General features: G+C 63.3%; 26 protein-coding genes. 6 read left to right on the top strand and 20 right to left on the bottom strand.

Annotation, left to right across the window (positions count from 1 at the left end):
- Positions 1 to 5 precede the first annotated feature (5 nt).
- The 3 genes from PALO_RS03465 to dxr form a co-directional block, all read right to left on the bottom strand.
- Positions 6 to 2,612 (bottom strand): ExeM/NucH family extracellular endonuclease, encoded by a 2,607-nt coding sequence (locus tag PALO_RS03465; RefSeq protein WP_015582433.1) that lies wholly within the window; start codon positions 2,610 to 2,612, stop codon positions 6 to 8.
- A gap of 156 nt (positions 2,613 to 2,768) precedes the next feature.
- A complete protein-coding gene (locus PALO_RS03460) occupies positions 2,769 to 4,046 on the bottom strand; it encodes a M50 family metallopeptidase (RefSeq protein WP_015582432.1) in 1,278 nt (425 codons plus the stop codon).
- Positions 4,043 to 5,266, bottom strand: a complete 1,224-nt coding sequence (gene dxr, locus PALO_RS03455) for a 1-deoxy-D-xylulose-5-phosphate reductoisomerase (RefSeq protein WP_015582431.1) — start codon at positions 5,264 to 5,266, stop codon at positions 4,043 to 4,045. The genes PALO_RS03460 and dxr overlap by 4 nt, the downstream gene beginning before the upstream one ends.
- A gap of 98 nt (positions 5,267 to 5,364) precedes the next feature.
- On the opposite strand from dxr, the gene PALO_RS03450 reads away from it, so the two are divergent.
- A complete protein-coding gene (locus PALO_RS03450) occupies positions 5,365 to 6,735 on the top strand; it encodes a serine hydrolase domain-containing protein (protein ID WP_004808702.1) in 1,371 nt (456 codons plus the stop codon).
- 158 nt (positions 6,736 to 6,893) lie between these two features.
- Here the strand turns inward: PALO_RS03450 and gdhA are convergent, their stop codons facing one another.
- The 8 genes from gdhA to rpsB form a co-directional block, all read right to left on the bottom strand.
- Positions 6,894 to 8,231 (bottom strand): NADP-specific glutamate dehydrogenase, encoded by a 1,338-nt coding sequence (gdhA, locus tag PALO_RS03445; RefSeq protein ID WP_015582430.1) that lies wholly within the window; start codon positions 8,229 to 8,231, stop codon positions 6,894 to 6,896.
- An 86-nt stretch (positions 8,232 to 8,317) separates the two neighbouring features.
- The gene (gene rlmN / locus PALO_RS03440) at positions 8,318 to 9,535 is read right to left on the bottom strand and encodes a dual-specificity RNA methyltransferase RlmN (protein WP_036910518.1); all 1,218 of its coding nucleotides are present in this window, start codon (positions 9,533 to 9,535) and stop codon (positions 8,318 to 8,320) included.
- A gap of 73 nt (positions 9,536 to 9,608) precedes the next feature.
- Positions 9,609 to 10,265, bottom strand: coding sequence for a disulfide bond formation protein B (locus PALO_RS03435; RefSeq protein ID WP_021107600.1), 657 nt, complete (start codon positions 10,263 to 10,265; stop codon positions 9,609 to 9,611).
- A 250-nt stretch (positions 10,266 to 10,515) separates the two neighbouring features.
- Positions 10,516 to 11,379, bottom strand: a complete 864-nt coding sequence (locus PALO_RS03425) for a phosphatidate cytidylyltransferase (protein WP_004808707.1) — start codon at positions 11,377 to 11,379, stop codon at positions 10,516 to 10,518.
- An 11-nt stretch (positions 11,380 to 11,390) separates the two neighbouring features.
- A complete protein-coding gene (frr, locus tag PALO_RS03420; RefSeq protein WP_004808708.1) occupies positions 11,391 to 11,945 on the bottom strand; it encodes a ribosome recycling factor in 555 nt (184 codons plus the stop codon).
- 33 nt (positions 11,946 to 11,978) lie between these two features.
- Positions 11,979 to 12,695, bottom strand: a complete 717-nt coding sequence (gene pyrH, locus PALO_RS03415; protein ID WP_004808709.1) for a UMP kinase — start codon at positions 12,693 to 12,695, stop codon at positions 11,979 to 11,981.
- A 232-nt stretch (positions 12,696 to 12,927) separates the two neighbouring features.
- Positions 12,928 to 13,740, bottom strand: coding sequence for a translation elongation factor Ts (gene tsf, locus PALO_RS03410; protein WP_015582426.1), 813 nt, complete (start codon positions 13,738 to 13,740; stop codon positions 12,928 to 12,930).
- A gap of 35 nt (positions 13,741 to 13,775) precedes the next feature.
- Positions 13,776 to 14,630 (bottom strand): 30S ribosomal protein S2, encoded by an 855-nt coding sequence (rpsB, locus tag PALO_RS03405; protein WP_015582425.1) that lies wholly within the window; start codon positions 14,628 to 14,630, stop codon positions 13,776 to 13,778.
- 317 nt (positions 14,631 to 14,947) lie between these two features.
- On the opposite strand from rpsB, the gene PALO_RS03400 reads away from it, so the two are divergent.
- On the top strand, positions 14,948 to 15,883 hold the full coding sequence (locus tag PALO_RS03400; RefSeq protein ID WP_015582424.1) for a tyrosine recombinase XerC: 936 nt from the start codon (positions 14,948 to 14,950) through the stop codon (positions 15,881 to 15,883).
- Here the strand turns inward: PALO_RS03400 and PALO_RS03395 are convergent.
- Both PALO_RS03395 and PALO_RS12975 read right to left on the bottom strand, forming a co-directional pair.
- Positions 15,845 to 16,597, bottom strand: coding sequence for a M23 family metallopeptidase (locus PALO_RS03395; RefSeq protein ID WP_051048689.1), 753 nt, complete (start codon positions 16,595 to 16,597; stop codon positions 15,845 to 15,847). The two genes, PALO_RS03400 and PALO_RS03395, sit on opposite strands and share 39 nt — an antisense overlap.
- A 4-nt stretch (positions 16,598 to 16,601) precedes the next feature.
- Positions 16,602 to 16,727: a hypothetical protein gene (locus PALO_RS12975; RefSeq protein ID WP_259902909.1), complete on the bottom strand. Its 126-nt coding sequence runs from the start codon at positions 16,725 to 16,727 to the stop codon at positions 16,602 to 16,604.
- 19 nt (positions 16,728 to 16,746) lie between these two features.
- On the opposite strand from PALO_RS12975, the gene PALO_RS03390 reads away from it, so the two are divergent.
- Positions 16,747 to 17,829: a lactonase family protein gene (locus PALO_RS03390; RefSeq protein WP_015582422.1), complete on the top strand. Its 1,083-nt coding sequence runs from the start codon at positions 16,747 to 16,749 to the stop codon at positions 17,827 to 17,829.
- Between the two features lie 66 nt (positions 17,830 to 17,895).
- Positions 17,896 to 18,498, top strand: coding sequence for a peptide deformylase (gene def / locus PALO_RS03385; protein WP_015582421.1), 603 nt, complete (start codon positions 17,896 to 17,898; stop codon positions 18,496 to 18,498).
- Here def and PALO_RS03380 read toward each other — a convergent pair.
- Positions 18,482 to 19,321: a TrmH family RNA methyltransferase gene (locus PALO_RS03380; protein WP_015582420.1), complete on the bottom strand. Its 840-nt coding sequence runs from the start codon at positions 19,319 to 19,321 to the stop codon at positions 18,482 to 18,484. The two genes, def and PALO_RS03380, sit on opposite strands and share 17 nt — an antisense overlap.
- Before the next feature lie 32 nt (positions 19,322 to 19,353).
- Between PALO_RS03380 and PALO_RS03375 the strand changes: the two genes are divergently transcribed.
- A complete protein-coding gene (locus tag PALO_RS03375; RefSeq protein ID WP_015582419.1) occupies positions 19,354 to 20,340 on the top strand; it encodes a bile acid:sodium symporter family protein in 987 nt (328 codons plus the stop codon).
- Between the two features lie 4 nt (positions 20,341 to 20,344).
- On the opposite strand, the gene PALO_RS03370 is transcribed toward PALO_RS03375, so the two are convergent.
- The 5 genes from PALO_RS03370 to PALO_RS03350 all read right to left on the bottom strand — a co-directional run bounded on the left by PALO_RS03370 (position 20,345) and on the right by PALO_RS03350 (position 24,494).
- The gene (locus PALO_RS03370; protein WP_015582418.1) at positions 20,345 to 21,040 is read right to left on the bottom strand and encodes an MFS transporter; all 696 of its coding nucleotides are present in this window, start codon (positions 21,038 to 21,040) and stop codon (positions 20,345 to 20,347) included.
- Positions 21,041 to 21,352: 312 nt separating this feature from the next.
- Complete coding sequence (locus tag PALO_RS03365) at positions 21,353 to 21,694, bottom strand: ArsR/SmtB family transcription factor (RefSeq protein WP_015582417.1); 342 nt, start codon at positions 21,692 to 21,694, stop codon at positions 21,353 to 21,355.
- Positions 21,695 to 21,864: 170 nt separating this feature from the next.
- Positions 21,865 to 23,133, bottom strand: coding sequence for an SPFH domain-containing protein (locus PALO_RS03360; RefSeq protein WP_015582416.1), 1,269 nt, complete (start codon positions 23,131 to 23,133; stop codon positions 21,865 to 21,867).
- An 85-nt stretch (positions 23,134 to 23,218) separates the two neighbouring features.
- The gene (locus PALO_RS03355) at positions 23,219 to 23,683 is read right to left on the bottom strand and encodes an NfeD family protein (protein WP_023031696.1); all 465 of its coding nucleotides are present in this window, start codon (positions 23,681 to 23,683) and stop codon (positions 23,219 to 23,221) included.
- A gap of 25 nt (positions 23,684 to 23,708) precedes the next feature.
- On the bottom strand, positions 23,709 to 24,494 hold the full coding sequence (locus tag PALO_RS03350) for an ABC transporter ATP-binding protein (RefSeq protein ID WP_041709996.1): 786 nt from the start codon (positions 24,492 to 24,494) through the stop codon (positions 23,709 to 23,711).
- 114 nt (positions 24,495 to 24,608) lie between these two features.
- Between PALO_RS03350 and PALO_RS03345 the strand changes: the two genes are divergently transcribed.
- Positions 24,609 to 25,349 (top strand): hypothetical protein, encoded by a 741-nt coding sequence (locus tag PALO_RS03345; protein ID WP_015582413.1) that lies wholly within the window; start codon positions 24,609 to 24,611, stop codon positions 25,347 to 25,349.
- Here the strand turns inward: PALO_RS03345 and fabI are convergent, their stop codons facing one another.
- On the bottom strand, positions 25,350 to 26,123 hold the full coding sequence (gene fabI, locus PALO_RS03340) for an enoyl-ACP reductase FabI (RefSeq protein WP_015582412.1): 774 nt from the start codon (positions 26,121 to 26,123) through the stop codon (positions 25,350 to 25,352).
- Between the last annotated feature and the right edge of the window lie 6 nt (positions 26,124 to 26,129).

Here is a 26,129-nt window from a genome sequence, read left to right as displayed (position 1 = left end):
GTTCGTCAGACTCCGGTGTGAGGCAGACCGGGGCGGGGTCCCGGCACATACTCGGGAGCCGGGGCGACCGTCGTGCTGGGGGCAGTGGTCGGTGCCGGGACGGTCACCGACGGAGTCGCCGTCGGGACAGTCGTCACAGGGGCAGTCGTCGGCGTCATCGACGGAGTCGGGGACGGAGCCTGCATCGAGAAGCCGACCAGTGCCGGGGAATGGTCCGAGGCACCGAACTGGCTGGTGGTGTAGAAGTCAGTCACGTTGTAGTTACGACGCGAGTACTGCATGGCCACCGACTCGGAGCCATTGATGTCCCAGATACCGGCACCGGAGACCAGCTCATGGGCCTTGGCATTGGTGAAGATGTGGTCGAGCGAACCAACACGGCCGGAGTACTGGTAGCTGGCAGCACCCGGATCGTGTTCCTCGACGACCTCGCTGAATCCGGCGTCCTTGATGGCGCGAATCGGATCTTCCATGGCGTAGGCGTTGAAATCACCGAGCATGAAGACCGGGTCATCCTTGAAGGTCGCGTTCACCCATTCTGTCAGAGCCTTGGCCTGGGAGACGCGGCTGGGGTTCGACTTGCCCTGGCCGGTGCCGTCGTCCTCACCCGAGCCCTTGGACTTGAAGTGGTTGACGACCGCCACGAAGGTTCGCCTGGAACCCTCCGGCTGGAAGCGCTGGGCCAGCGGCTGACGGGCATTGGCGAAGGCCGGGTCGGTCAAGATCTGCGAGGCGCCAACCGGGGAGACCTTGCCGATCTTGTAGATGAAGGCCGAGCGGATGACGTCCTCGTTCGGCGGAACGACGGTCGGGCTGGGCACGAAGGCCCACACCTTCTCACCGGCGGCCTTGTTGAGGGCGGCAACAAGATTGGCCAGGGAGGCGTCGCGGGACTGTCCCGGATGCCAGGTGATCTGAGCGGAGTTCTCGACCTCCTCGAGGGAGACGACATCGGCACCCAGACCGTTGATCGCGGTGACAATCTTGGCCTGCTGGTCGGCGAAGGTCTTCGGGGTGTAGGCGCCACGCACCAGGCAGTAGTTTGCCGAGACCGGGTTGCCGTCACGATCAACATAGGCCTTGCAGTTCGGCTCGTCCTGGCCCAGGTCGGTGAAGTAGCTCAGTACGTTGAAGCTGGCCAGCTTGACGTTGCCGCCGACCGCCGGCGGGGTGGTCGGGCGGTTGTTGCCGACCTTGATCGGGGAGAGCTTGGAGTCCGCGCCGACGACCTGACCGGTGGGCTGGAAGTTCCAGCCGAACCGCTGGTCCATGATGACCAGCGAGGTGAAGTCGACGTGGGTGCCGGTGCGTATCGGGGTGTCCTGGGACAGGTATGGCAGCGGGGAGTTCTTGGCGTCGGCGTTCGTCATGAAGTTCCATGACGAACCGTCGTCAAGGTTGATGTACTTGTCCTTGTTGGCAGCCTCGACGGCCTCGGCATGCTTGCCCGGAAGGGCAATCTCGGTGCCTTGGTAGAGGGGCTTGTCGCCATCGGCCAGGCCAATCTGGCCGTACTGATTGAGGCCGTAATTGTTGGTGACGGTGTAGCCGCTGGTGGGCTTGACGAGCATGCCCTCGTAGGCTTCCCGGTCAGCGTCAGTGGCCGGCAGGGAGGTCAGCTCAGTGGCCTTGACGGGGGCGCAACCGGACTTGCGGTCGACTCGGGTGCTGCCACCGATCTCGGTGAGGTCGTTGTACTCCATGACGGTGCCCTTGACGGTCACGCAGTCGCCGACCTTGACGTTGGCGGCGGCCCACTTCGAGTACACGAAGACACCGTCCGAGGCGTCCGTGGCCTTCTTCGGGGTGCCACCGGTTCCCGGGGTCTGGATGTAGATGCCGTTGAATCCGCCGGTCGGATAGGCAGCGGTGACGACGCCCACCGTGGTGACGGTCTTGTCGACCAGTGGGCTGGCCGGGCCATTGCCCTGGATCGTGGAAATCGGGGTCTCGGTCGGGTCCGGGACGGGAGTCGGGGTGGGCGTCGGCGCCGGGGTGGGTGCCGGGGCCGGGGTGGGTGCCGGGGCCGAACCAGAATTCGTCGGAGTAGGATCTCCGACCTCGAAGTCAACCGAGTTGTCGTCGGTGTCGGCACCATGACGACGCTCGATCGAGGTGGTGTTCGACGGAGCGGGAGCTGCCTTCTTCTCAGCCACCGATGCAGCACCATAACCAACCAGGTCAACGGTGGCCCCAGATGCGTCAGTAATACGTACCGAACCCTTGGTGGCACTCATGAATGCCGAGCACTCGGCGTCGGGAGTCGGGAGGGCCTTGCTGCCGCTGTCTCCCCTGGCCTCCTGGACCAGGAAGTGGCCACCAGCCTTGACGGTGCCGGTCAGGCTGCAGGTGTTGGCCACCTTGCCCTTGCCAGTGAGGTATTCCAGCTTCCACCCCTTGACGGAGACGTCCGTGGAGGTGGGGTTGAGCAATTCGACGAAGTCGTGGGTCCAGGTGGCACCGGAGTTACCGCCACCTCCGTAGACCTCATTGATGACGACGTGGCTGGCTGCTGTCGGATCGGCATGGGCCGGCTGGACCGCGACGACAGTGGCGGCGCCGCACGACAATGCAGAGAGGCCTGCCAGGACGCGTCTGGACATTGTGGTCATGAGAAATCCCATCTCGTGGCAGGGAACGTTCGCGCGCCACCTTGCCACGGTAGATACGACGGCAGAAACGGTTGTCACCGACAATTCACCGAACTTTCCCCCATCATTCCGTGGCAACCCGGCATCTCACGGCTAATTCACAGGATTGCCGGAGAGTCAGAAGATCTTGACTGGGGAAACGACGTCAGCGACGACGAGGATGAGCCCCATGGCAAGCATGAGGACGCCGATGACCCATGCCACGGGCAGCATCATCGCGGTATCGGCCGGGCCCGGATCAGGCTTTCCCGCAAGCCGGAAGATCCGCCGTTTGCACGCCTCGTAGATGGCTCCGGCGATATGTCCGCCATCCATGGGTGGCAGGGGCACCACGTTGAACCAGAAGAGGAAGAGATTGAGGCCACCGAGCAAGCTCGTTCCCGAGGCAACCTTGTCCCCGAAAGTCAGTTGCCCATTGCCTGCGATGTCTCCGGCAACTCGCGACGCTCCCACGATGCTCATCGGGCTGTTGACATCACGAGTCTTGCCGGTGACCATGTCGGAGGCGACATTCCAGGTCAGCACGGGGAGTCTGGCCAGGGCGCTCAACGACTGCTGCGACATCACCCACATCTGGGAGACGGTGTCCCCCGGCCCGGAATGAACGATCACCATCGTCGGGCTGAATCCCAGATATCCCACCTTGACGCTGCGGCCAGGGTTGTTGATGTCTGGCATCTCATTGAGGATGGTCCGAGTCGGTTTCAGAGCCACCGGGTGACCGTCCCGCTCCACCTCCAGACGGACTCCCCCGTCCCCGTTGTCACGGATGAGTTCTTGCAACTGGGACCAGGACTCGACCTGTTCGCCGTTGAAGGAGACAATGCGGTCCCCCGGCTGCAGCCCGGCTCTCGCTGCCGGGGCCGGCGGGTCGTCCGACGAGCACTCCTGTGTCCTGGCCATCTGGACACACGGAGTCACCGCGGCCACCGTGGTCGTCTCGGCGGGCCGGCCGTAGATGCCGAACACTCCCCAGAACAACAGGAAGGCCAGCAGCAGGTTGGTGAGGATTCCGCCACTCATGATGATGAGACGCTGCCAGACGGGCTTGTCGCTGAAGAGACGTCCGCAGTCCGCGTCAGTGATCTCCTCGGCCTCGGCCGCCCTGGCCTCGTCGGCCAGCTTCGTCAGCTTGTTGGCATGACGGTGATGCACCTCGGCGGGATACATCCCGACCAGGCGCACGTAGCCGCCGAGCGGTATCCACTTGAACCCGTACTCGGTCTCGCCGCGTTCGACCGACCACATCTTGGGCCCGAATCCGGCGAAGAACTCGGTGACCTTGACCCCGAAGATCTTGGCCGGGATGAAGTGGCCACACTCGTGCAGCAGAACCGAAAGGATGATGAGGGCGAAGAAGAGGATCCCCGCCAGCACCTCGACCAGTACGGTCACTGGCCGCGTCCCCGTGCGCACAGCTCGGCGGCGCGGCGGCGGCCCCACGAGTCGGCCGCCAGCACGGCGTCGAGGCTGAGGGCTTCGTCACCGATGTGACGAGCGCCAGGCGCGCCATTGCCGTCACCGGACAGATGCTCGTCGAGGACGGTGGCGATGGTGTCAGTGATGTCGAGGAATCCGATGCGGCCCTCGCAGAAGGCGTCGACACAGGACTCGTTGGCGGCATTGAAGACGGCCGGAGCGGTGCCGGACGCCTTACCCGAGCAACGCGCCAGTTCGACAGCCCCGAAGGTCTCGTTGTCCAGCGGCTCAAAGGTCCACTGGGTGGCCGTCGACCAGTCACAACCAGCCGCGGCGTCAGGGATGCGATCGGGCCACGACAGACCCAGGGCGATCGGCAGCCTCATGTCGGGTGGAGATGCCTGGGCGATGGTGGCACCGTCCCAGAACTCCACCATGGAGTGGACGACGGACTGGGGATGGACGACGACGGTGATGTCGTCGAGGTCGACGTCATAGAGCAGGGCGGCCTCGAGCAGTTCCAAGCCCTTGTTGACCAAGGTCGAGGAGTTGATCGTGATGACGCGGCCCATGTTCCAGGTGGGGTGCTTCATGGCGTCGGAGGCGGTGACGTCAGCCAGGGACTCCCTGTCACGGCCGCGGAACGGACCACCGGAGGCCGTCAGGACGAGACGGCGCACCTCATTGCGTCCACCTCCGCGCAGACACTGGGCAAAGGCGGAGTGCTCCGAGTCGACCGCGACGATCTGTCCGGGAGCGGCCGCCTGAGTGACGAGCCTGCCACCGATGACCAGGGACTCCTTGTTGGCCAGGGCCAGGGTCGTCCCGGCAGCAAGGGTTGCCAGGGTCGGGCGCAGACCGGCAGCTCCGGTGATGGCATTGCAGACGACGTCAGCGGGCATCCCGGCCAGCTGAGTCGAAGCCTCCGGACCAGCCAGGATCTGAGGATCGGGCACCGGGACATCGCGGGACCCGGCCTGGACAGCCAGTGCTCTCATGAGTTCCTCGGCTGCGTCCTCCCGTGCGATCGCCACCACGGGAATGGAGAAGTCGAGTACCTGCTGGGCCAGCAGGCCAACGTCTGAACCACCTGCCGATATGCCGGCGACCTCGAATTGGTCACGGCGTGACGCAATGACCTCCAGGGTCTGCGTTCCGATCGATCCAGTGGAGCCGAGAATGATGACCTTCTTCACCCTGCCAGTCTGTCACGACCATTCCGAAGGGCCGATTCGAGGGAGAATCCGTTCAATCGTCGTCTCAATGCCCTGGTCAGCGGCCCTACAGTGGATTCATGATCGACAGTGTCCTCGACATCACCGCGGATGCCCTCGAAGAAGCCGGGGCCCACCCCCATCGACTCATCGTCCGTCAGCACGGACAGGTCGTCGGGCGGCGTCGCTGGGCACCCTGGAGCCCCGACGTCCCCGGCCTCGTCTATTCCTGCTCGAAGACCTTCACCTCTGCTGCCGTCGGCATCGCAGTGGACCGTGGCGCCTTCGGGTACGACGACACCCTGGCCAACCTGTTGCCCACCTCCTGCACCGGTGAGACCGGCCCGATAGCCAGATCCATCAGGGTCCGTGACGTCCTGGCGATGGCGAGTGGCCACTCCCCCGAACAACTCACCGAGCCTCCCCTGGGCGTACTGCGAATTCCCAGCACCGAGACCGCTCAGCTGTGGTTGGCGACCGAACCTGCCGGACGTCCCGGGGCCGACTTCGCCTACAACAATCTCGGCACCTGGCTGCTCTCTCGGATCGTGCGTCGACACACCGGGGTGGATGTCGACGCCATCATCACCCGAGAGGTACTGGAACCGCTGGGTTGTGGGCCACACAGCTGGGCCGGCGACATGGATGGCATTCCGTTGGGGTTCAGTGGCCTGCACATCGACGCCGAGGACATGGGTCGGTTCGCCCAGCTCCTCCTCGACGACGGCATCCATGACGGCAAGCGTCTGCTCCCCCGGGAATGGATCGAGCAGCACCGCGTCAAGCATGTCGGATCCGATGGCCTCACCGGCCCCGAGTGGGGACTGGGTTATGGCTGGCAGACCTGGATCTCGAGCCACGGCTACCGTCTTGACGGCGCCTTCGGCCAGTTCGCCCTCGTCATCCCCGAGGTCGACGCTGTCGTCGTCATGACCAATGAGGTCGGCGAGGGCCCCGGGGACAAACAGGCGATTCTGCAGATCGTCTGGGATCATCTCGTTCCGGCGCTGGTGGAGGGGATCGATCCCAAGCCCGAGGAAATTGTCCGCACCCTGCCCACGGTCTCCGGGAAGTTCGACCCGGCGCGCTCGGTGCAGGGAATCGTCGATGGTTCTCACATTGTCGTGTCCCCTCGCGGTGACGGTGACGGCTGGGCGATGTCCTGGCACTGCGCCCAACCCCAGTTCGGCATCTTCGACGCCGCCCTCGACCTCGTCGTCGGCCATGACGAGTGGCTGACGTGTCACTGCCGTGTCGGTGAGGGTTCCATAGACATCGCGGCAAGCGGTGGTTGGCAGGGCGAGACCTTCATCGCGAAACTTGACGTCATCTCCAGTCCCCACGGCCTGACTGTGCGGATGTCGCCGGGTTCCACGACGATCCAGTGGGATTGTGTCCCCCTCGATCCCCGCGGTCTGTTTGGTTTGGTCCACCCAGAGCCGCATCGATGAGCCCGTCCCACATCGAGATCGAGATGGTCGAGCAGCCGGAGCAGACAGCACCGGATCCGTCCGGACTCGTGAAGGGGCCAATCTGACCGAGTGTGCCACCCTTGCTGACGTCCATCATCTCGCTGCCACCGGCGGCGGACCAGGTGGGATGGAGGAGCTCAGACGACACCCATCGCGATGACGGCGTCCGCCACCTTGGTGAATCCGGCGATGTTGGCACCCATGACATAGTCGCCTGGGTGGCCATAGGCGTCAGCTGTCTCAATGCAGCGATCATGGATGTCAGCCATGATCTGCTGCAGGCGGGCCTCTGTGGCGTCGAAGTCCCAGGAGTCGCGCGCGGCATTTTGCTGCATCTCCAGGGCCGAGGTGGCCACACCACCAGCATTGGAGGCCTTGCCGGGAGCGAAGAGGACACCGGCGTCATGGAAGGCGTGCACAGCCTCGGGGGTACATGGCATGTTGGCACCTTCGGCCACGGCAACCACACCATTCCGGATGAGCGTGGCGGCCGCCTGACCGTTGAGCTCGTTCTGGGTCGCGCAGGGCAGGGCTACGTCAACCGTGGTGTCCCAGATCGAGCCGTCCGTGCGGAAGGTGGCCGAGTCGCGGCGAGCGGCGTACTCGCTGATGCGTGCCCGCTCGACCTCCTTGACCTGCTTGAGCAGGGCGACGTCAATCCCCTTCTCATCCACGACGTACCCGTTGGAGTCCGAGCACGCGACGACGGTCGCACCGAGGTCCTGGGCCTTCTCGATGGCGTATATGGCGACGTTGCCCGACCCGGAGACGGTGACTCGCAGGCCGTCCAAGGACCTCCCATTGGTCGCCAGCATGCGCTGGACGAAGAAGACCGCACCGTAGCCGGTGGCCTCGGTGCGCACCAAGGAACCACCCCAGGTGAGTCCCTTTCCGGTGAGAACCCCGGACTCGTGACGGTTGGTGATCCGCTTGTACTGGCCGAAGAGGAAACCAATCTCACGGCCACCAACGCCGATGTCACCGGCAGGGACGTCGGTGTGCTCACCGAGATGGCGGTAGAGCTCGGTCATGAACGACTGGCAGAACCTCATGACCTCACCTTCGGAGGCGTCGTGCGGATCGAAGTCCGAGCCGCCCTTGGCACCACCAATCGGCATACCGGTCAGCGCATTCTTGAAGACCTGCTCGAAACCGAGGAACTTGATGGTTCCCAGGTACACCGAGGGGTGGAATCGCAGTCCGCCCTTGTACGGCCCCAGTACCGACGAGTACTCGACACGGAAGCCACGGTTGATGCGCACCTTGCCCTTGTCATCGACCCACGGGACCCGGAAGATGATCTGACGCTCCGGTTCGCAGATACGCGACAGGACTGCTGCCTCGACGTACTGCGGGTTCTTCTCGAGCACCGGGCCGAGGGACTCGAAGATCTCCCGCACGGCCTGGTGGAACTCGGCCTCTCCCGAATTGCGCTTCAGCACTGCCTCGTAGGCGTCCTCGAGCTGGCTGTCCATCCAGCGACCTCCTTCATGTGCAGACGTCCTTCGGATGATTTTCGCACCACATCGCCCCGAGCCATCCCCCTGGCTCGCCCAATGGACTAGTTGCCCAAACCTTCCGAGCGTCCCACAGCAGCCAACTGACCACATGCGCCATCAATTTCGGAGCCTCGGGTGTCGCGCACCGTGACCGGAATCTTCCAGCGCTCCAGGGTCTCGACAAAGGCGTCCTGATCCTCCGGGCGTGACGCCGTCCAGCGCGAACCCGGGGTCGGGTTGAGCGGGATGAGGTTGACGTGAGCCCAGGTCCAGTCGCCACGACGACGGATCTGGCGAGCCAGCACGGCGGCCCGGTCAGCCTGGTCGTTGATGTCCTTCATGAGGGCGTACTCGATCGAGACCCGACGCTTGGTCTTCTCGGCGTACTGCCAGGCTGCATCGAGGAGCTCGTCGACCTTCCAACGACGGTTGACCGGGATGAGTTCATCACGCAACTCATCGTCGGGGGCATGCAGGGAGACGGCCAGGGTGACGGGTATCCCCTCCTCAGTCAGCGCCTTGATACGCGGCACGAGACCAACGGTAGAGATCGTCAGGGCCCGGGCACTCATGCCAACCCCGTCGGGCCCCTCAGCGGTCAAGGTGCGAATCGCAGTGAGCACCGAACGGTAATTGGCCATCGGCTCGCCCATACCCATGAAGACGATGTTGTGAACCCGGCCGCTGGCCCCGGGAACCTCTCCAGCCTCGATGAGACGGTTGGCCGCCAGCACCTGGCTCACGATCTCAGCGGTGGACATGTTGCGCTGGATACCGCCCTGCCCGGTCGCGCAGAACGGGCAGGCCATGCCGCAGCCGGCCTGGGAGGAGATGCACAAGGTGGTGCGAGCCGCAGAATGACGGGTGGCTGGGTAATGCATGAGAACCGACTCCACCAGCGCCCCGCCATGTAGCCGCCACAGAGTCTTCACGGTCATGCCACGGTCGCAGGACTGCCGGGAGACCTGGGTCAACAGGGTCGGGAACCAGGCGTCGGCGACTTCCTGACGGGCTGACTTGGGCAGGTCGGTCCACTCGGTGGGGTCAACCTCCCAACGGTCGAAGACGTGGGTGGAAATCTGGCGCGCGCGGAAGGCCGGCAGACCGAGATCCTTGACTGCCTGCACCCTCTCCTCGACGCTCAGATCGATCCAGTGAAGAGGAGGTTTCGCACGACTCGGGGTATTCACCACGAGTGGCACTTCCTTGCCCGGCTCGGCGAGCGGCGTGGAGGGGAGAACAAGACCTGACGTGCTGACGGGACTTCCGGTCGATGACATCATGCCCCCATTATCCCCAGCTCCCACCATCCGACCACACGAGTCGACGTCTGCTAAGTACGGTTCCGCGACGTCATCTCGGCGAACAGTTCTGCACCAGCTCGTAGCAGGCCGGATCACCGGGCAGGAGGAAGTGGAATCCCTCAAGAAAGACGATCATGGCGAGGTTCGCCACGACGATGAGGGCAAATAGCCACATGATGACAGCGGATATGGCGTGGGCCTTGACACCACGAGGGGTAAGCCACGGAGCGAAGATCATCATGACGCCACAGAATGTTATGACGATGGCAAAGGTGATGAAGGCCCAAGTGTAGGTGCTCAACCCGAAAGCTTTGGAACCATACCCAGGATCCCCGGGCTGAATATGCAACAGGATGTGACGTGCCGATTCCGCTGCGCCAAGGACCGCCGAGAGGATCGATACGCCATAGCCCAGGCAAAAATCAGCCATCATCACGGACCCGCGCCGAGTGCGTACAATGATGTAAAGAGGCCCCAAAGAAGCAAGCATCATCGAATACCTCTGAAGCATGCACAGTGGACATGGGTATTCATGCAACCCGAATTGCACGATGAATCCACCCGCTAGAACCCCAATGTAGGCCAGCAGGAAGAGGTTCGCTCCCCAGAAGCCCACGGTAGGAAACACCCGCCCTGCTCCAGTCGGGATTCGTTCCGCATCTGACACCGTTTGACTTTCGACTTCGATGTCGTCGTTCCTTACCATGACAGCCCCAGATCACTCGTCGCATGCAGCGACAACAGAATCACGCAAAGCGCTGCGATGACCATGACGGAAACAATGAATACCGACTTCCTGACACCACGTAGTATCATTGTCAGCACCAACACGGCGATGAGGACCATGATAATAATGTCCATCTCCGCCCCCATCTATATCTAATAGCTACTACTCAGTAAATAGTACATCATCGGACCTTGGTCAAGCTCATAGCGGAGTGACCCCGCGACTACGGTCACAGCACCAGGGACATGACGAGCCATGCGAAGGGTGCTGAGAACAGCACCGAGTCCAGCCGGTCCATCACTCCACCGTGGCCGGGCAGAAAGTTCGACATGTCCTTGATACCGGCATCGCGTTTGATCATCGACTCGACGAGATCTCCCGCAGTCCCAGTGAACGCGAGAACCACGCCGAGGAGCAAACCGGCCCATGCCGGAGCTGAGAGCAGGCCGCCCAGACAGGCCCATCCGACGAGGGCCGCCGTGATGACGGATCCGGCGAATCCCTCCCAGCTCTTCTTGGGGCTGATCATCGGGGCCATCTTATGCTTGCCGAAAAGCACCCCGATGGCATAGCCGCCAGTGTCGGAGGCGACGACACTGAGGATCCAGGTGGCGATGCGCCGACTGCCTCCGTCGTCTCCCATCATGAGTGGGACGAAGCAGCCCAACAGCGGCAGGTAGGCGATGGTGAACAGACTCGCTGCGACATCCTCGACGAATCCGTCGGAACCGCGCGGCAGACGCCATGCCATCGCCGCGACCGTCGTCGCCCCGAGGGTGGCAATGAGGAAGGTGTTGGGCAGGATGTGGAGGTCCATCGTCGAGGCCGCGTAGGCCCCGACGACCATCATCACGGTGCCAACACAGATCGGCACAACTGCAGAATCCATGCCCAGCCGAGCCATTGCTCGATGAAGCTCGATGGCTCCGGCCACCAGAGCAAGGGCCATCAGCAGGACGAACCCCCAGTGCCACCACCCGACGGTGCCGATGACGGCCCCGCACAGCACCACACCCGTGGTGATGGCGGCAGGAAGATCACGGCCAGCACGTGGGGTACGTGTGGCCGTGGCCTTCTGCTGCGAGTTGTCCATCCTGAATCCGATCAGATCTCGAGGAGCTCGCTCTCCTTGGACTTCAGGAGCTCGTCGATCTGTTCGACGTACTTGCGTGTGACCTGGTCGAGCTCCTTCTCCAGACGAGTCATCTCGTCCTCGGAGATCTCCTTGTCCTTCTCCTGCTTCTTGACGATGTCGTTGCTTGCGCGACGGACGTTGCGGACGGCGATACGGCCTTCCTCAGCCTTCGCCTTGGCCATCTTGATGTATTCCTTGCGGCGCTCCTCGGTGAGGGCCGGCAGGACACAACGCACGACGTTGCCGTCGTTGGAGGGGTTGACCCCCAGATCCGAGTCGCGGACGGCCTTCTCGACCTCGTTGACGCAGCTCTTGTCGAACGGGGCGATGAGGACGGTGCGAGCCTCCGGAACCTGGAAGCTGGCGAGCTGCTGCAGGGGGGTGGGGGCGCCGTAGTAATCGACCATGATCTTGTTGAACATGGCGGGATTGGCACGTCCGGTGCGAATGGCCGCGAACTCCTCGCGGGCATGGTCGACCGCTGACCCCATCTTCTTCTCGGCGTCCTTGATGATGTCGCTCACTGTGTAGTCCTTCCTTGGTATGTCTTCGATGGTTCAGCGATGGACGGTGGTGCCGATCTCCTCACCATTGATGACACGGGCGATGTTGCCCGGGGTCTCGAGGTTGAAGAAGATCATCGTCAGATCGTTGTCCCTGGCCATGGCGACGGCGGTGGCGTCGGCGACCTTGAGGTCACGTGACAGGAACTCGTCGTAGGTCAGTTCATCGAACTTGTGGGCGTTCGGGTTGGTCTTGGGATCGCTGTCATAGACGCCGTCCACCCCCTGCTTGCCCATGAGCAGGGCATCCGCGCCGATCTCGAGGGCTCGCTGGGCGGCAACGGTGTCGGTCGAGAAGTACGGCATCCCAGACCCAGCGCCGAAGATGACAACTCGTCCCTTCTCCATGTGACGCTCAGCCTTGCGGGGAATGTACGGTTCGGCGACCTGGCCCATGGTGATGGCGGTCTGGACGCGGGTGTCGACTCCGGCCTTCTCACAGAAATCCTGCAGGGCGAGGCAGTTCATGACAGTGCCGAGCATGCCCATGTAATCAGCGCGGTCACGCTGCATGCCGCGTTGCTGAAGCTCAGCTCCACGGAAGAAGTTCCCACCTCCGACGACGACGGCCACCTGGACGCCGCTGTTGGCGATATCGGCGATCTCGCGGGCCTTGGCGGCCACGACATCGGCGTCGACACCGATTCCTCCCCCTCCGAAAACCTCTCCGGACAATTTGAGAAGAACTCGGTTGTAGCGCTCTGGCATCATCTCTCCTGGTCGGCGGACATTGACGCGGGATGCGTCACTTCAGCTTAGCCCGAGGATGGCTACCGCCGCAGTTCACCGTGGTCTTGACCGGCATTCACTACCCGGGGATCCCGTCATGGATGGCCCGGGACCCCTGAACTCCAGCGAACCCTCGAGTCCGAGAACGACGAACGGTCCCACCACGTGGTGGGACCGTTCGTGTCAGTCATCCCCGGTTCACACCGGGAAGGAGTCACTCTCCAGCGGAGAAGCGCACGAAGCGCTTGATGGTGACGTCAGCGGCCTCAAGGGTCTGGGCGACGGACATCTTGTCGTCGGAGATGGCCGGCTGGTCGAGCAGGCAGTTCTCCTTGTAGAAGCCGTTGAGACGACCTTCGACGATGCGGTCGATGATCTTCTCGGGCTTGCCCTCCTCGCGGGCGATGTCACCGGCGACGGTGCGCTCGTGCTCGACGACGTCGGCGGGGACCTCGTCACGAGACAGCCAGCGCGGGTTCATGGCGGCGATCTGCAGGCAGACGCCGTGCACGGCCTCCTTGTCGTCACCCTCGTACTCGACCATCACGCCGACCTGCGGGGGCAGGTCCTGGGAACGACGGTGAAGGTAGACGTGGGCGTTGCCGTCGACGTGGGCGGCGTTGGCGAGCTCGATCTTCTCGCCGATCTTGGCGGCGAGCTCACCGAGCTTGTCGGCGATGGTGGTGCCGTCGTCCAGGGTGGCGGCGTTGGCCGCGTCCTTGGAGTCGGCTCCAGCCTTCTCGACGGCCTCGGCGATCTCCTTGGCAGTGGCGATGAACTCCTCGTTCTTGGCGACGAAGTCGGTCTCGGAGCCGATGTGCACCAGAGAAGTACCGGCAGCGGCGACCAGGCCGTTGCTGGCCTCGCGGTCGGAACGCTTGGCAGCCTTGGCGGCGCCGGAAACGCGCAGGATGTCAACGGCCTTGTCGAAGTCGCCGTCGGCCTCCGTGAGTGCCTTCTTGGCGTCCATCATGCCGGCGCCGGTGACGTCGCGCAGCTTCTTGACCTCAGCAGCAGTGATAGCCATGGGTAATCTCAGTCCTGTCTAGACGTGGGCGAACTTCAGTTGGACTTCTCGGCCTCGTCGGCCTTGGGGGCGTCGGCCTTCGGCTCCTCGGCCTTGGCCTCGGTCTTGTTCTCAGCCTTGGCGTCGCCCCCCTGGAGGAGCTCACGCTCCCAGTCAGGCATGGGCTCAGCCTCGGCAGCCTGGTCACCGGACTTGCCGGAGGAGCGAGCCATGAGGCCCTCGGCGACGGCGTCGGCGATGATGCGGGTCAGCAGGGACACCGAACGGATGGCGTCGTCATTGCCCGGGATCGGGTAGTCGACCTCGTCCGGGTCGCAGTTCGTGTCGAGGATGGCGACAACCGGGATCTTGAGCTTGCGAGCCTCGTCGATGGCGAGGTGCTCCTTCTTGGTGTCGACAACCCAGATAGCCTGAGGAGTCTTCGGCATGTCGCGGATGCCACCGAGGTCCTTGGCCAGCTTGTCCTTCTCACGGGAGAGCATGAGCAGCTCCTTCTTCGTCAGACCGGAGCCGGAGACCTTGTCGAAGTCCATGGCCTCGAGCTCCTTGAGTCGGGCGATGCGCTTCGAGATGGTCTGGAAGTTAGTGAGCATTCCGCCGAGCCAACGCTGGTTGACGTAGGGCATGCCAACGCGGCTGGCCTGCTCGACGATGGACTCCTGAGCCTGCTTCTTGGTGCCGACGAAGAGAATCTGGCCACCCTTGGCGACAGTCTCCTTGACGAAGGCGTAAGCCTTGTCGATGTAGGTCAACGACTGGTGCAGGTCGATGATGTAGATGCCGTTGCGCTCGGTGAAGATGAAACGCTTCATCTTCGGGTTCCAGCGACGGGTCTGGTGTCCGAAGTGAACGCCGCTCTCGAGGAGCTGGCGAGTGGTGACGACGGCCATGACCGTGTCCTTCCTCATCAGGGCACACCACGGGTGTGCCAAACGGTTGTGCGGCGACGCGGGATTGCGTCACCTCCTGATGCATCACCGTTCGCCCGCCTGCCGTGGCAGGACCGTGGACGTCCGGTGTCGATGACGTCGATGCATGCGAAGTCAGCCCGAAAGAGTCCGGACTGCCCGGCCAGTTTATGACATGAAGTGGTGATCAAGCCAATCGCCGGCGTCCTCCTCGTAGCTGTGCTCCTCCCTCTCAGATCACCATTCCTCTCCGCGTGTCCACCTCGCCATCCCGACAGCGGCAGGCCACAGTGGGAAGGATGAATCCTCGCCCTGACTCCCCGCGCCTTCCGAGTGCGCTCTCGGTGCCCATCGAGGACTTCTCCGATCATCTCGCAACCCTGCATCGCTCCCCCAACACCATTCGTGGCTACCGAGCTGACCTCACCGACCTCATGGAGCACGTGCACGACCACGGCGTCAACTCGATCGGACACATCGATACAGCCCGCGTGCGGGCCTGGCTGGCCGACACCAGGCTGGCTGGCGCAACGGCGGCCACCATGCAGCGCCGCTGGTCAGCGGCGCGGGTCTTCTTCCGATGGGCATCCAACGAGGGGCTCATCGACGGAGACCCGACGGCCGCCCTGTCCTCGGCCAAGGTTCCAAAACGTCTGCCGGCCACCCTTAGCGTCGAACAGGCGCGCCACATTCTTGACGATGCGATTGCCAAGGCGCGCAGCGATGAGTCACCGCAGGGTGCCCGTGATGCCGCCATCCTGGAAGTGCTCTACGGAGGTGGCCTGCGCGTCGGTGAGCTGTGTGGCCTGGACTTGGGTGACGTCGACCACTCTCGCCAGACAGTACGAGTGACCGGCAAGGGAAACAAGCAACGCACCGTGCCGATGGGAGGGCCCGCGCTGCGCGCTGTCGACGAATGGCTGGGGCGTCGTCAGGAATGGGTCTGCCCCACCTCTGGAAGAGCACTCTTCCTCGGCACCCGTGGTGGTCGGATCGACCAACGAGTGGTGAGACGCATCGTTCACACCCATCTGCGAGCCGAGCCGGACTCCCCCGACCTGGGGCCCCACGGACTGCGTCACGCCATGGCGACGCACCTTCTGGAGGGCGGAGCTGACCTACGAACCGTCCAGGACATGCTGGGACATGAGTCACTGGCCACCACTCAGATCTACACACACGTGTCCACCGAGAGACTACGGACGGCTTTTCGTCAGGCTCACCCCAGGGCGTGACCCCTTCCGGGCCACGGCCCGAGCCACCTGCTCGTCGACGAGGATCACCCCATCACGACCGGCTCCCAGCCATGGCGGCATCAACGTGCCGGCAGACCTCATACGAGGTTTCGCGCCGGGAAGCTCCAAGGGATGGCGAAGGCCCCGTCTGACCGACACCACCCGAGCTCGCCCCTGCATTGGCAGGAGACGTACCCCGGTGTCCAACAGGGTCATCGGATTCTGATACTCGGTTCCTTTCTTGAGTCCCCAGTGCAGACAAGTCCGGGAACATGGCGGTCCCACGCCCACCAGCCCAATGACCTGACCGGGAATGACGACGTCACCGACTGCCACGACAGGAACCACCGGCATGTGGGTGGTCCGCCGTCCGTCGGGCAACATGATGCTGACCGCCCCAGTGCCGGCGACCTGTCCGGCGAAGACGACGACCCCAGCGGTGACGGTCCTCACCGGCTCCCCCGGCGATGCCGCGAACTCCACCCCACGGCTACCGGGCAACCACGGCTTGGCCGGAGGATCGAACCCCTTGACGACGCGACCGGGCACGGGAGGACGCCTCCGGGCCGGCACGCCAAGGTCACCCATCGGTCGGGCTCGCCACGACAGAGCTTTCGCGGACGGCGCCGCAACGCTGCGCGTAGGGGCAGGAAAAACCAACAGGCACGTCCCGATGACGATGATCAACACACTGATACAGACAGATCTCCTCACATCTTCAGTTGTCGTCCGAGCCCGCGAAATCCGCCATCATTTTCTGTCCTGTGGACAACCACATGACATTGGATGTCATTGCTTGTGGATAATCCCCGTCCTGCATCATGTGGCCTTGTGGAAGGCTCATCGTGAGTAGGCTGCCAATCATGGCTGTCACCCCAGTTCTTGCCTGCCATCGCACCACCGATGTCTCGGTCGGAGGTATCACCGCGTGGCAGCTGACCGATGATTCCGACGGGATCCACACCGAGATCGTCGGTAGCTGCCAGCTCGGGGACGCGTCCTGGGCGACACCGCTGTACAACGTGGTCGCCGTGCTCTGCGAACGTGACAACACCCTGTGGCTCGTCCACCCCGGACGCCAGTTCCAGGTTGTCGGAACCATCGAGCTGGAAGGCCAATCGCCCTGTCACGGTGCCGTCGATCCCACCGGTCGACTCATGGCGATCGCCGACTACGCCTCCGGCCAGGTTGAGTTCGTGGATCTGTCGGACCTGACCCGGCCGATGGTTCGTCACGTCCTGGATCTGGGCAAGGACCGCACCTTCCCCGGCCCGCTGCCTGACCGTCAGGAAGGGCCTCACGCCCACCAGGTGACCTGGTTGGATCGCGCTCACCTCGCCGTCACCGACCTGGGGGCCGACCGTGTCTGTTTCCTGCGCTGGAGCGAGGCTGGTCCTGAGATCATTGGCTCTCTCAAGACCCCTGCCGGTATGGGCCCTCGTCACCTCACCCTCACCGAGAACGGCCGCAAGCAGATCCTGACCGTCGCCGGAGAATTGTCCGGAACGGTCAGCACTTGGTCCCGGCCCACCGGACACGACATGTGGGCTCGAGAATGGCGATTCGTCACCGAGACGCCGTCATCGCGCTGGTCAAAGGTTCCTACTCGGAGAGGCCATCTCTCCCAAGCACCTGCCCAGCCGTCTGCAATCGTGTCCTCCCCGGATGGCCAACACTTCGTCGCCAACCGTCTGGTGGGAAGTGTCGGGGTGTTGGAAGGCCGGTTCGGACGACTCGAACTGGTTGACGAATTCGACAGCACTGGGGCCAATCCGCGTGACATCACCGTGACTACGCAAAGCGGCACCCGAGTCTGGGCCGCACTGCCGGAAGAGGGCCACATCGCGGTTCATTGCCGCGACGACCAGACCGGCGAGTGGCAGGTCGAAACCACCATTGACCAACCCGGGGTCATGCGGGTGCTCGTTGGCCCAACCATCGGGTGATCACGGGCACCTGCCCACTCGTGAGACAATCACCCCCGGACATTCATCAACCTCAGGAGATCAGCCATGCGCAAGCACACCCCCAATGACGACCCCCGTTGGGAGGATCTGTTCAAAGGTGGGTCCCTGCGCCGGGTCACCCGGTGGGGGGAGCCTGTTCTCCACGCCCAGACCCGCTCCGTCACCGAGTTCGACGAGGACCTGACGACCCTCATTCGTGACATGTTCACCACCATGGACGCCGCCGACGGTGTGGGTCTGGCCGCAACCCAGGTGGGGGTTGACCTGTCTCTGTTCGTCTACATCTGCCCGGACTCCGACAGCATCGTCCACCACGGTGCCTTCTGCAACCCGGTCGTCACCCTGCCGGAGGGACGCGATCGTCGCCTCGAGGCTGCTGACGAAGGCTGCCTCTCCTGGCCCGGCGGATTCCAGTCCCTGGCCCGCCCCGACCTGGCCACCTGTACCGGCCAGGATCCCTGGGGCAACGACATCACCGTCACCGGAACCGGTTTCTTCGCCCGCTGTCTGCAGCACGAGACCGACCACTGCAACGGCGTCGTCTTCGGGGATCGGCTGTCCAAGCGTTCACGTCGCAAGCTCGACGAGCAGCACGACAAGGTGGCCCATCTCTACCCCGACGACTGGCCGCTCACCCCGAAGGGTTGATTCGTGAGGGCGTGACGTCCCGCAACTCGTAGCAAGCCACCGCTGCGGCTGCTGCGACGTTGAGGGAGTCAACTCCTCCGGCCATCGGGATACGCACCACGACGTCGGCCTGACTGATCCAGTGAGCCGACAGACCCGCCCCCTCGGTGCCCATGAGCAGGGCAACCTTCCGAGGTTTGGCTCGCAGGTCCGCGGAGAATCCGTCCAGGGTGACCGAGTCGTCACTCAGGGCCATTGCCGCCACCGTGAAGCCATGGTTTCGCAGCTCGTCGAGACCACCTGACCAGTCCTCGAGCCTGGCCCAGGGCAGCTGGAAGACGGTTCCCATCGACGTCTTGATGGCTCGACGGTAGAGCGGATCGGCGGCGCGGGGGGCCAACAGGACACCGTCCCACCCGATGCCTGCGGCGCACCGGATGATCGCGCCGACATTGGTGTGGTCCACGATGTCCTCGCACACCACCAACCGGCGAGCATCCGTGAGATCGGCGGCGCTCCAGCGGGTCTGTCGACACATCGACGCCAGAGCACCACGGTGGACGTGGAAACCGGTCACCTGCTCGGCCAGGGCCTCGGAGACGACGTAGACCTCGACGTCAAGGTCGTCGAAGAGATCGCGCAGACCGTCGATCCAGCGAGGAGCCAGCAGGAATGATCTGGGCGGGTACCCCGCCTCACAAGCGCGCCGGATGACCTTGGCCCCCTCCGCGATGAAGAGCCCTTGCTCAGCCTCCAAGGACTTTCGCAAGTTGACGTCGCGCAAGCTGACGTAGTCGGCCAGGCGCGAATCGGCCGGATCGTCGATGTCTATGAACGTTGCCACCGCTCCAACCTACCGGTGGCTATCGTGGGCAGGTGAGTTCCGCCAAGCCACGCCGCAAGCTGCCCATCGACGGATTCGTCATCGCCATCGTCGTGACGGCCATCATTGGGTCGATCCTTCCTGCCACGGGGCCGGCTGTACTCGTCGTCGATCACGGCGTCACTGTCCTTATCTTTATCCTGTTCTTCCTCTATGGTGCCCGGCTGGAACCCCGCGAAACTCTCGACGGTCTCAAGAATTGGAAGTTACAGGGAGCGATCCTGGTCGCTACCTTCGTCGTCTTTCCGCTCGTCGGACTGGCAATGCACGGCCTAGTGCCTTGGGCGATACCCAAAACCCTGTACGTCGGCATGTTGTGGATTTGCCTGGTGCCCTCGACGGTGCAGTCGTCGATCAACTTCACCTCGATCGCCCACGGCAACGTCGCAGGGGCCATCGTTGCAGCAACCACGTCGAATCTCTTGGGGACCTTCCTCACCCCCGTCCTGGCCCTCCTCATGATGTCGACGAGCGGTGGGCTGACGATTCAGGCGTCGAGCTTTCTTGATGTCATCATTCAACTGCTGCTGCCGTTTGTGTTGGGCCAGCTGTCACGTCGGTGGACCGCAGATTTCGTCACGAGGCAACGTAAGCCACTCAAATTTGTCGACCAGGGGTCAATCATCCTCGTCGTCTATTCGGCATTTTCAGAAGGTATGCGCGAACACATGTGGGCCTTGGTATCACCCGCATCGATGATCGTCCTGACCCTCATATGCCTGGTCCTGTTGTTCTTCATGCTGTGGTTGACCTGGGCAGGAGCCGGATGGCTCGGCTTCGACCGTGACGACCGCATCGCCATACAGTTTTGCGGCACCAAGAAATCGCTGGCCACCGGTCTACCGATGGCGACGGTGCTGTTCGCGGGACAGCCGGTCGGTCTCATCGTGCTGCCTCTCATGATCTTCCACCTGGCCCAGCTCATCGCTTGCGGGGTGCTGGCGGGACGTTATGCCCGCCAGTGGGAAACCACACGATGACGCGTCATGTCGACATGCGAATTCGCACAAGCTGAAGCAGGAACGCAACAATGACCGGGAGTGCGGCGACACATGCCAAACTTTCACCGACGAGACCTTGGTCAACCAGGGCCGCACCAGCCATCGATCCAATCGCCGATCCCAAATAATTTGCCGACGCGTTTGCGGCAACAGCAGTTGTACCATCATGGGGATTGTCCGCCATAAGGGTGTGCTGCTGAGGGGCAAGTGAAGCCCACCCCAACATCCCCCAGCACAAAATGCTCATGACCACAACAATGACCGATGGATTCCAGGCCAGCATCAGGAATGAGAGTAGGAGCAATGCGGTGATCATGGCCGTCACGACAGTCGAACGTTGCACCGCGTCAACCACGCGACCTACAAACAATGCACCTATGGCACCACCAATCCCCCACACCCATATCAGCCATACACGGGCCGAACTCAGGCCCAGGCCATCAAGCAGAGGTATGAAATAGGTGTACAACCCCAGCGAAGCGATCCCGGTACATAGAGTCACCAGCATGGTAACCACGTTTGACCCCTTGCCGAGAGTCGCAAAGCGTGCACCCGCAGAGGGGGTTTCCACATTCGCTATCCGGCCACGACCAAGCAGACCTATTCCCAGCATCGCGCATAGCCCGACCCCGACGATGAGGCCAAAGGTCCACCTCCACGAGGCCCAGTCAGCCACCATCAGCCCAAGAGGAACCCCAAACACAGTGCCGCATGCCAAACCCGCAAGGATAGGACAACGCGCGTCCCCTCCGGTCAGCCGAAACACTGTGTGCGGCCACCGCAGACGACAGTGGAGAGTAAACACCGGCCGCAACACCTGCGAGAAGAGGCCCGGATATCGCGTAGGCAGCTGTGAAGGCAGCAACACCCAGCCCGACCGTGCCCGGACCGCTGCCGAGATCCGATGCGATCTCGGGCAACATGCCTGCAATGACATAAGCATCGAGACCGAGGGCGACGGTTCCCACAAAATAAGGCCACAACCTGCCAATCACGAGGCTGAGTCCTCACGGGAGGCGTCGGCCACCAAGCCAGCAAGGACCGAGTCGAGTAAACCTGGAAAACGGTCTTCGAGGTCTCGGGCACGCAGCGAAATCAGGCAAGACCTGCCTTGAGAGCGGGTAAAGGTGATCCCGTTCTCCCGAAGGATACGGGTGTGATACGTCAAGGTTGAGCGCGGCAGATCATCCGCCAAGTCAAGACTGTCTGCCTCCTCGACCAGCGACAGGCGGCGCACCATCTCAAGACGAATCGGATCACTCAACGCATAGAGAACCCGAGGAAGGAGAATCTCCGACGCGTCAGGATGGACATATGTTCGAGAGGGGGACATAGGGACTCCTCAACACGGATACGACAACTGTGCATGTTTTCCTGCACGATAATCATGCAAGAAAACATGCACGGTGTCAATGGACCCCATCGTCGTAGCGTGCCGCGTATCGGCGCCCCGTCCGCTGATAGCAGAGAGGCCGAGGCCATCATGGCCCCGGCCCAACTACCTCACTGATCCTGTGAAGGCCGCTGCCCTCCAAAGTGCTGATCACCGACGTACTGGGTGTTGGCCGGTTGATCAACCTGGTCTCCAGGAGCTCCCTGTCGCCCCTGATCAGCAGCAGTCGACTCGGACTGAGCTTCAACCTGGACAGGGGCCGAGGCGCCAAGAACCTGGCTCGGCTCCTTGTGACGTTTGCCTGACAGCCCCGGATTCTCCAGCTTGGCAGCTTCCTGAATGGCCTGTTGGACGGTGGCCTCGGAAGCCTCCTTCTCCTCAGCCTTCTGAGCCTCAATCTCGGCGAAGACGTCAACCTTCTCCGGCGCGGTGAACCGGCTCGGATCGGCGACCGAGAACCCGCCCTCGTCGGACCCCTGAGGTGCACCGCCGGCCATCGATCCCAACCCCTTGAGGGCGTCATTGAGCTCGGACGGTACGACCCAGACCTTGTTGGAGTCGCCGCGAGCCAGGGTCGGCAGCATCTGCATGTACTGGTAGGCCAACAGACCTTGGTCGGGCTGGCCGGCATGGATGGCATTGAACACCGTCGTGATGGCCTGGGCCTCGCCCTCGGCCCGCAGCATCTGGGCCTGACGGTCGGCCTGGGCTCGCAGCACGGCAGCCTCGCGATCACCCTGGGCACGCAGGATGGCAGACTCCCGGTCACCACCGGCCGACAGGATCTGAGACTGACGCTGGCCTTCCGCCAACAGAATGGCGGCCCGCTTGTCACGCTCGGCCCGCGCACCCTTCTCCATCGCGTCGCGGATGGTGGGCGGTGGCTCGATAGCCCGCAACTCCACGCGATTGACCTTGATACCCCACTTTCCGGTGGCCTCATCGAGGACCGACCGAAGCTTCTGGTTGATCTCCTCGCGGCTGGTGAGGGCGGCCTCCATGTCCATGCCACCGATGATGTTTCGCAGCGTCGTCATGGTGAGCTGCTCGATGGCTGTCTTGTAGGACTGGGCCTCGTAAGCGGCGCGCTCGGGGTCAACGATCTGGAAGTAGATGACCGAGTCGATGTTCACCATCAGGTTGTCCTCGGTGATGACTCCCTGCGGCGGGAAGGGGACGACCTGCTCACGCATGTCGAGGTTGTACTGCACGCGATCGATGATGGGGATGACCAGGTGGGGGCCGGGGGTGAGTCGTCGGTTGAACTTTCCGAGCCGCTCGACCAAGCCAATCTTCTGCTGGTGGATGATCTTGATGCTCGAGGCCAGGAAGGCGACGAGCAGCGCAATGACCACCAGAACCACGATGAACTGGGGCATGGAAACTCCTGCAAGGGATCTTGGACCGTGCCGGTCACAACCCGGCACCGTCTACATCATCCCAGATCAGGGGCAAATCTCCAGATCACGGACCGAGGCTCTTGAAAACTGGATATACGACGAGGGTCGTCCCGTCCACTTCGAAGACCTCGACCTTCTCGCCTGAGGCAATTGTCATGCCGGGCTCGACCGACCGAGCCGACCACTCCTCCCCGTCAACCTTGACCTGTCCGTGCCCATCGGTGATCTCACTGGTCGCGACGCCGTTGGAGCCAACCAACTTGTCCAAGGACGAACGGTATCCGGGAGCCTCTCGCACCCGTCGCAACAGGGTGGGACGCAGCACCGCCAGCATGAGGATAGCGACGGCCACGGCCACGATCGCCTGGACCAGGATCATCCCCGGCAGGAAGAAAGCTGTGAAGGCACCAGCAACCGCTCCACCAGCCAACATGAGCAGGGTGAAATCACCGGTGAGCATCTCAGTGCAGGCCAGCACCGCCGAGCCGACCAGCCAGACCAGCCACGGCCAGTCCTCGAAGGGCTCCATCACGGCGTTCTCCCGTCGTCAGATATCAGTGAGCGGCGCGAGCATTCCATCGGCCATCGACATGGCTGACGGTCAGCGGCATTCCGAAGGCACCCGAGAGAACCTCGGAGGTCAGGGTCGTCTCAACCGGCCCAGCAGCCACGATGCGGCCGTCAGCCATGATCAGGGCATGGGTGACGCCAGCCGGGATCTCCTCCAGGTGATGGGTGACGAGCACTGAGGCAGGAGCATCAGGATCGGTGAAGACGGACGAGAGCACGTCAACCAACTGCTCACGACCGGCGAGATCGAGGCCCGCCGCGGGCTCGTCCAGGAGCAGCAGCTCAGGATCAGTCATGAGTGCTCGGGCAATCTCGACCCGCTTACGCTCCCCCTCGCTGAGGGTGCCCCAGGTGCGATCAACCATGCCGACTAGACCCATACGCTCCAGCAGATCATCGGCGCGGGTGACATCCTGCTCGTCATAGGCTTCACGCCAGCGTCCGACGACAGCCCAGGCAGCCGAGACAACGATGTTCCCGACCTTCTCCTGGGCCGGGATGCGGTGTGCCAGGGCCGAGGAGGCCATGCCGATACGTGGGCGCAGCTCAAAGACATCGACGGCTCCAAGGATCTCGTCGAGGATTTCGACCAATCCCTCAGTGGGATGAAGCTCAGCTCCCAAGACCTGCAGAAGGGTCGTCTTTCCCGCCCCATTGGGACCAACCAGCACCCAACGCTGGCCTTCTTCGACGTCGAGGTCGACATTGTCGAGGATCCATCGCTCCCCGCGTCGGACTCCCACGCCTGCCAACTGCGCCACTGCACTCATGAGTATGAACTTACCTTGTGTCGGCGACATTCACTGGCTGGCGCGACGAGGTCGGCGTGGTGTTGCCGGGAACTGCGGCCTTCGATGTCATCTCAGGGCGTCTAATCTGGGCAGGTGCTCGAGATCTGCTGCCGTCTCACCTGTCTGCTCAACGAGCTGTGTACCGGTCGCACGACCGCTCCCCATGCCGAGGCGGAGCTGTTGGGGATGGCGGCGGCCCACCACGTTCATGATCCTGAGGAAGTCCTCGGCCTGTCCGAGCACGATCCGCTGTCCTCGGTCCCGATACGGATGGCCCTGGCCCGGATCTCCCACGCCCCCCACGACTCCCCGGTGTTCTGGGGCCTCCTGTTGCCCGCTCCCGGCCAGCTCGCCGGTCTGCGCGGTCCAGCTCGGGTCAATCACGCGGCTCTCGACGCCGGGGCTGTCATCATCTGTCATCAAGGCTCAGCTGCCGTGCCCGCCGGTACGGCGTGGATCCCCCAGCCTGTCGGTTCTGCCATGCAGTGGGCTATCGCTCGAGCAGTAGCTCCGCCGCCCCCGTTAACTCCCACCGATGCGGCTCCCCTGCTTCGTTCAGCGATGACGGCCACGGCATCCCGGCTCAGTGATCTGGGCATGGTTGCCGGGGAACGTCCTGAAGCCATTGCCCCTCATCTAACCGGTCACCGCCCCTCCGACCAGAGGCTCCTCGACTCGGCATGGACCGTGTTGACCGCCTGTGACGCCGGACTCGCCTCCACCCACCAGCTGATCACGGCCCACAGCGCGCACACGCGGGAGGCGGCGTTGCGCCAGTTGCGCAACGCCGCCTCCCAAGCGATCACAGCAGCCACCTCGTGGCCGCTGACCTGATCAGGCTCCGGTCGAACCCATGCCTCCGTCGACGTGGATCATCTCGCCGGTGGTGGCGGGGAACCAGTCGGACAGCAGGGCAACGATCCCCTTGGCGGCAGGAGTGGTGTCCTTGGTGTCCCAGCCGAGCGGGGCACGCTCTCCCCACAGGTCGTTGAAGGCGTCGGCGCCGGGAATGGCCGTCTTGGCCATGGTGTCCAACGGGCCGGCCGAGACGAGGTTACAGCGCACTCCCTTGGGACCCATGTAGCGAGCCAGGTAACGGTTGGCTGACTCCAGCCCAGCCTTGGCAACTCCCATCCAGTCATAGAAGGGCCAGGAGACGGTGGCGTCGAAGGTCAGACCGACGACGGAGGCATTCTCGGCGAGCATCCCGTCGAGGGCGGTGATGAGGGAGACGTAGGAGTAGGTGGAAGTGTGCACCGCTACCGAGACGTCCTCCCACTCGGTCTCGAGGAACTTGCCGCCCAGGGCCGTCTTCGGGTTGGCGAAGGCGATGGCATGGACGACGCCGTCGAGCTTCTCCACCCCGAGGTCGCGCAGTTGCTGGGGCAGGGCGGCGAGCTGGTCGTCGTCGGTGACGTCAAGCTCCAGCACCTCCGGCACCGGATCGAGCTTGCGCACTGCGCGACGAGTGACCCCGACCGCCCGAGGCAGGTTGGAGACGATGACCCGTGCACCCTGCTCCTGGGCGATCTGAGCCACCTTGAACGCAATCGAGGTGTGCATCGTCACGCCGGTGACGAGGATGGTGCGTCCTTCAAGAAGCCCCATGGTGAT

This window comes from Cutibacterium avidum 44067, assembly GCF_000367205.1.
GTDB lineage: Bacteria > Actinomycetota > Actinomycetes > Propionibacteriales > Propionibacteriaceae > Cutibacterium > Cutibacterium avidum.
Note: the sequence above shows the minus strand (reverse complement) of the source record. Positions and strands in the feature narration are given on the sequence as shown.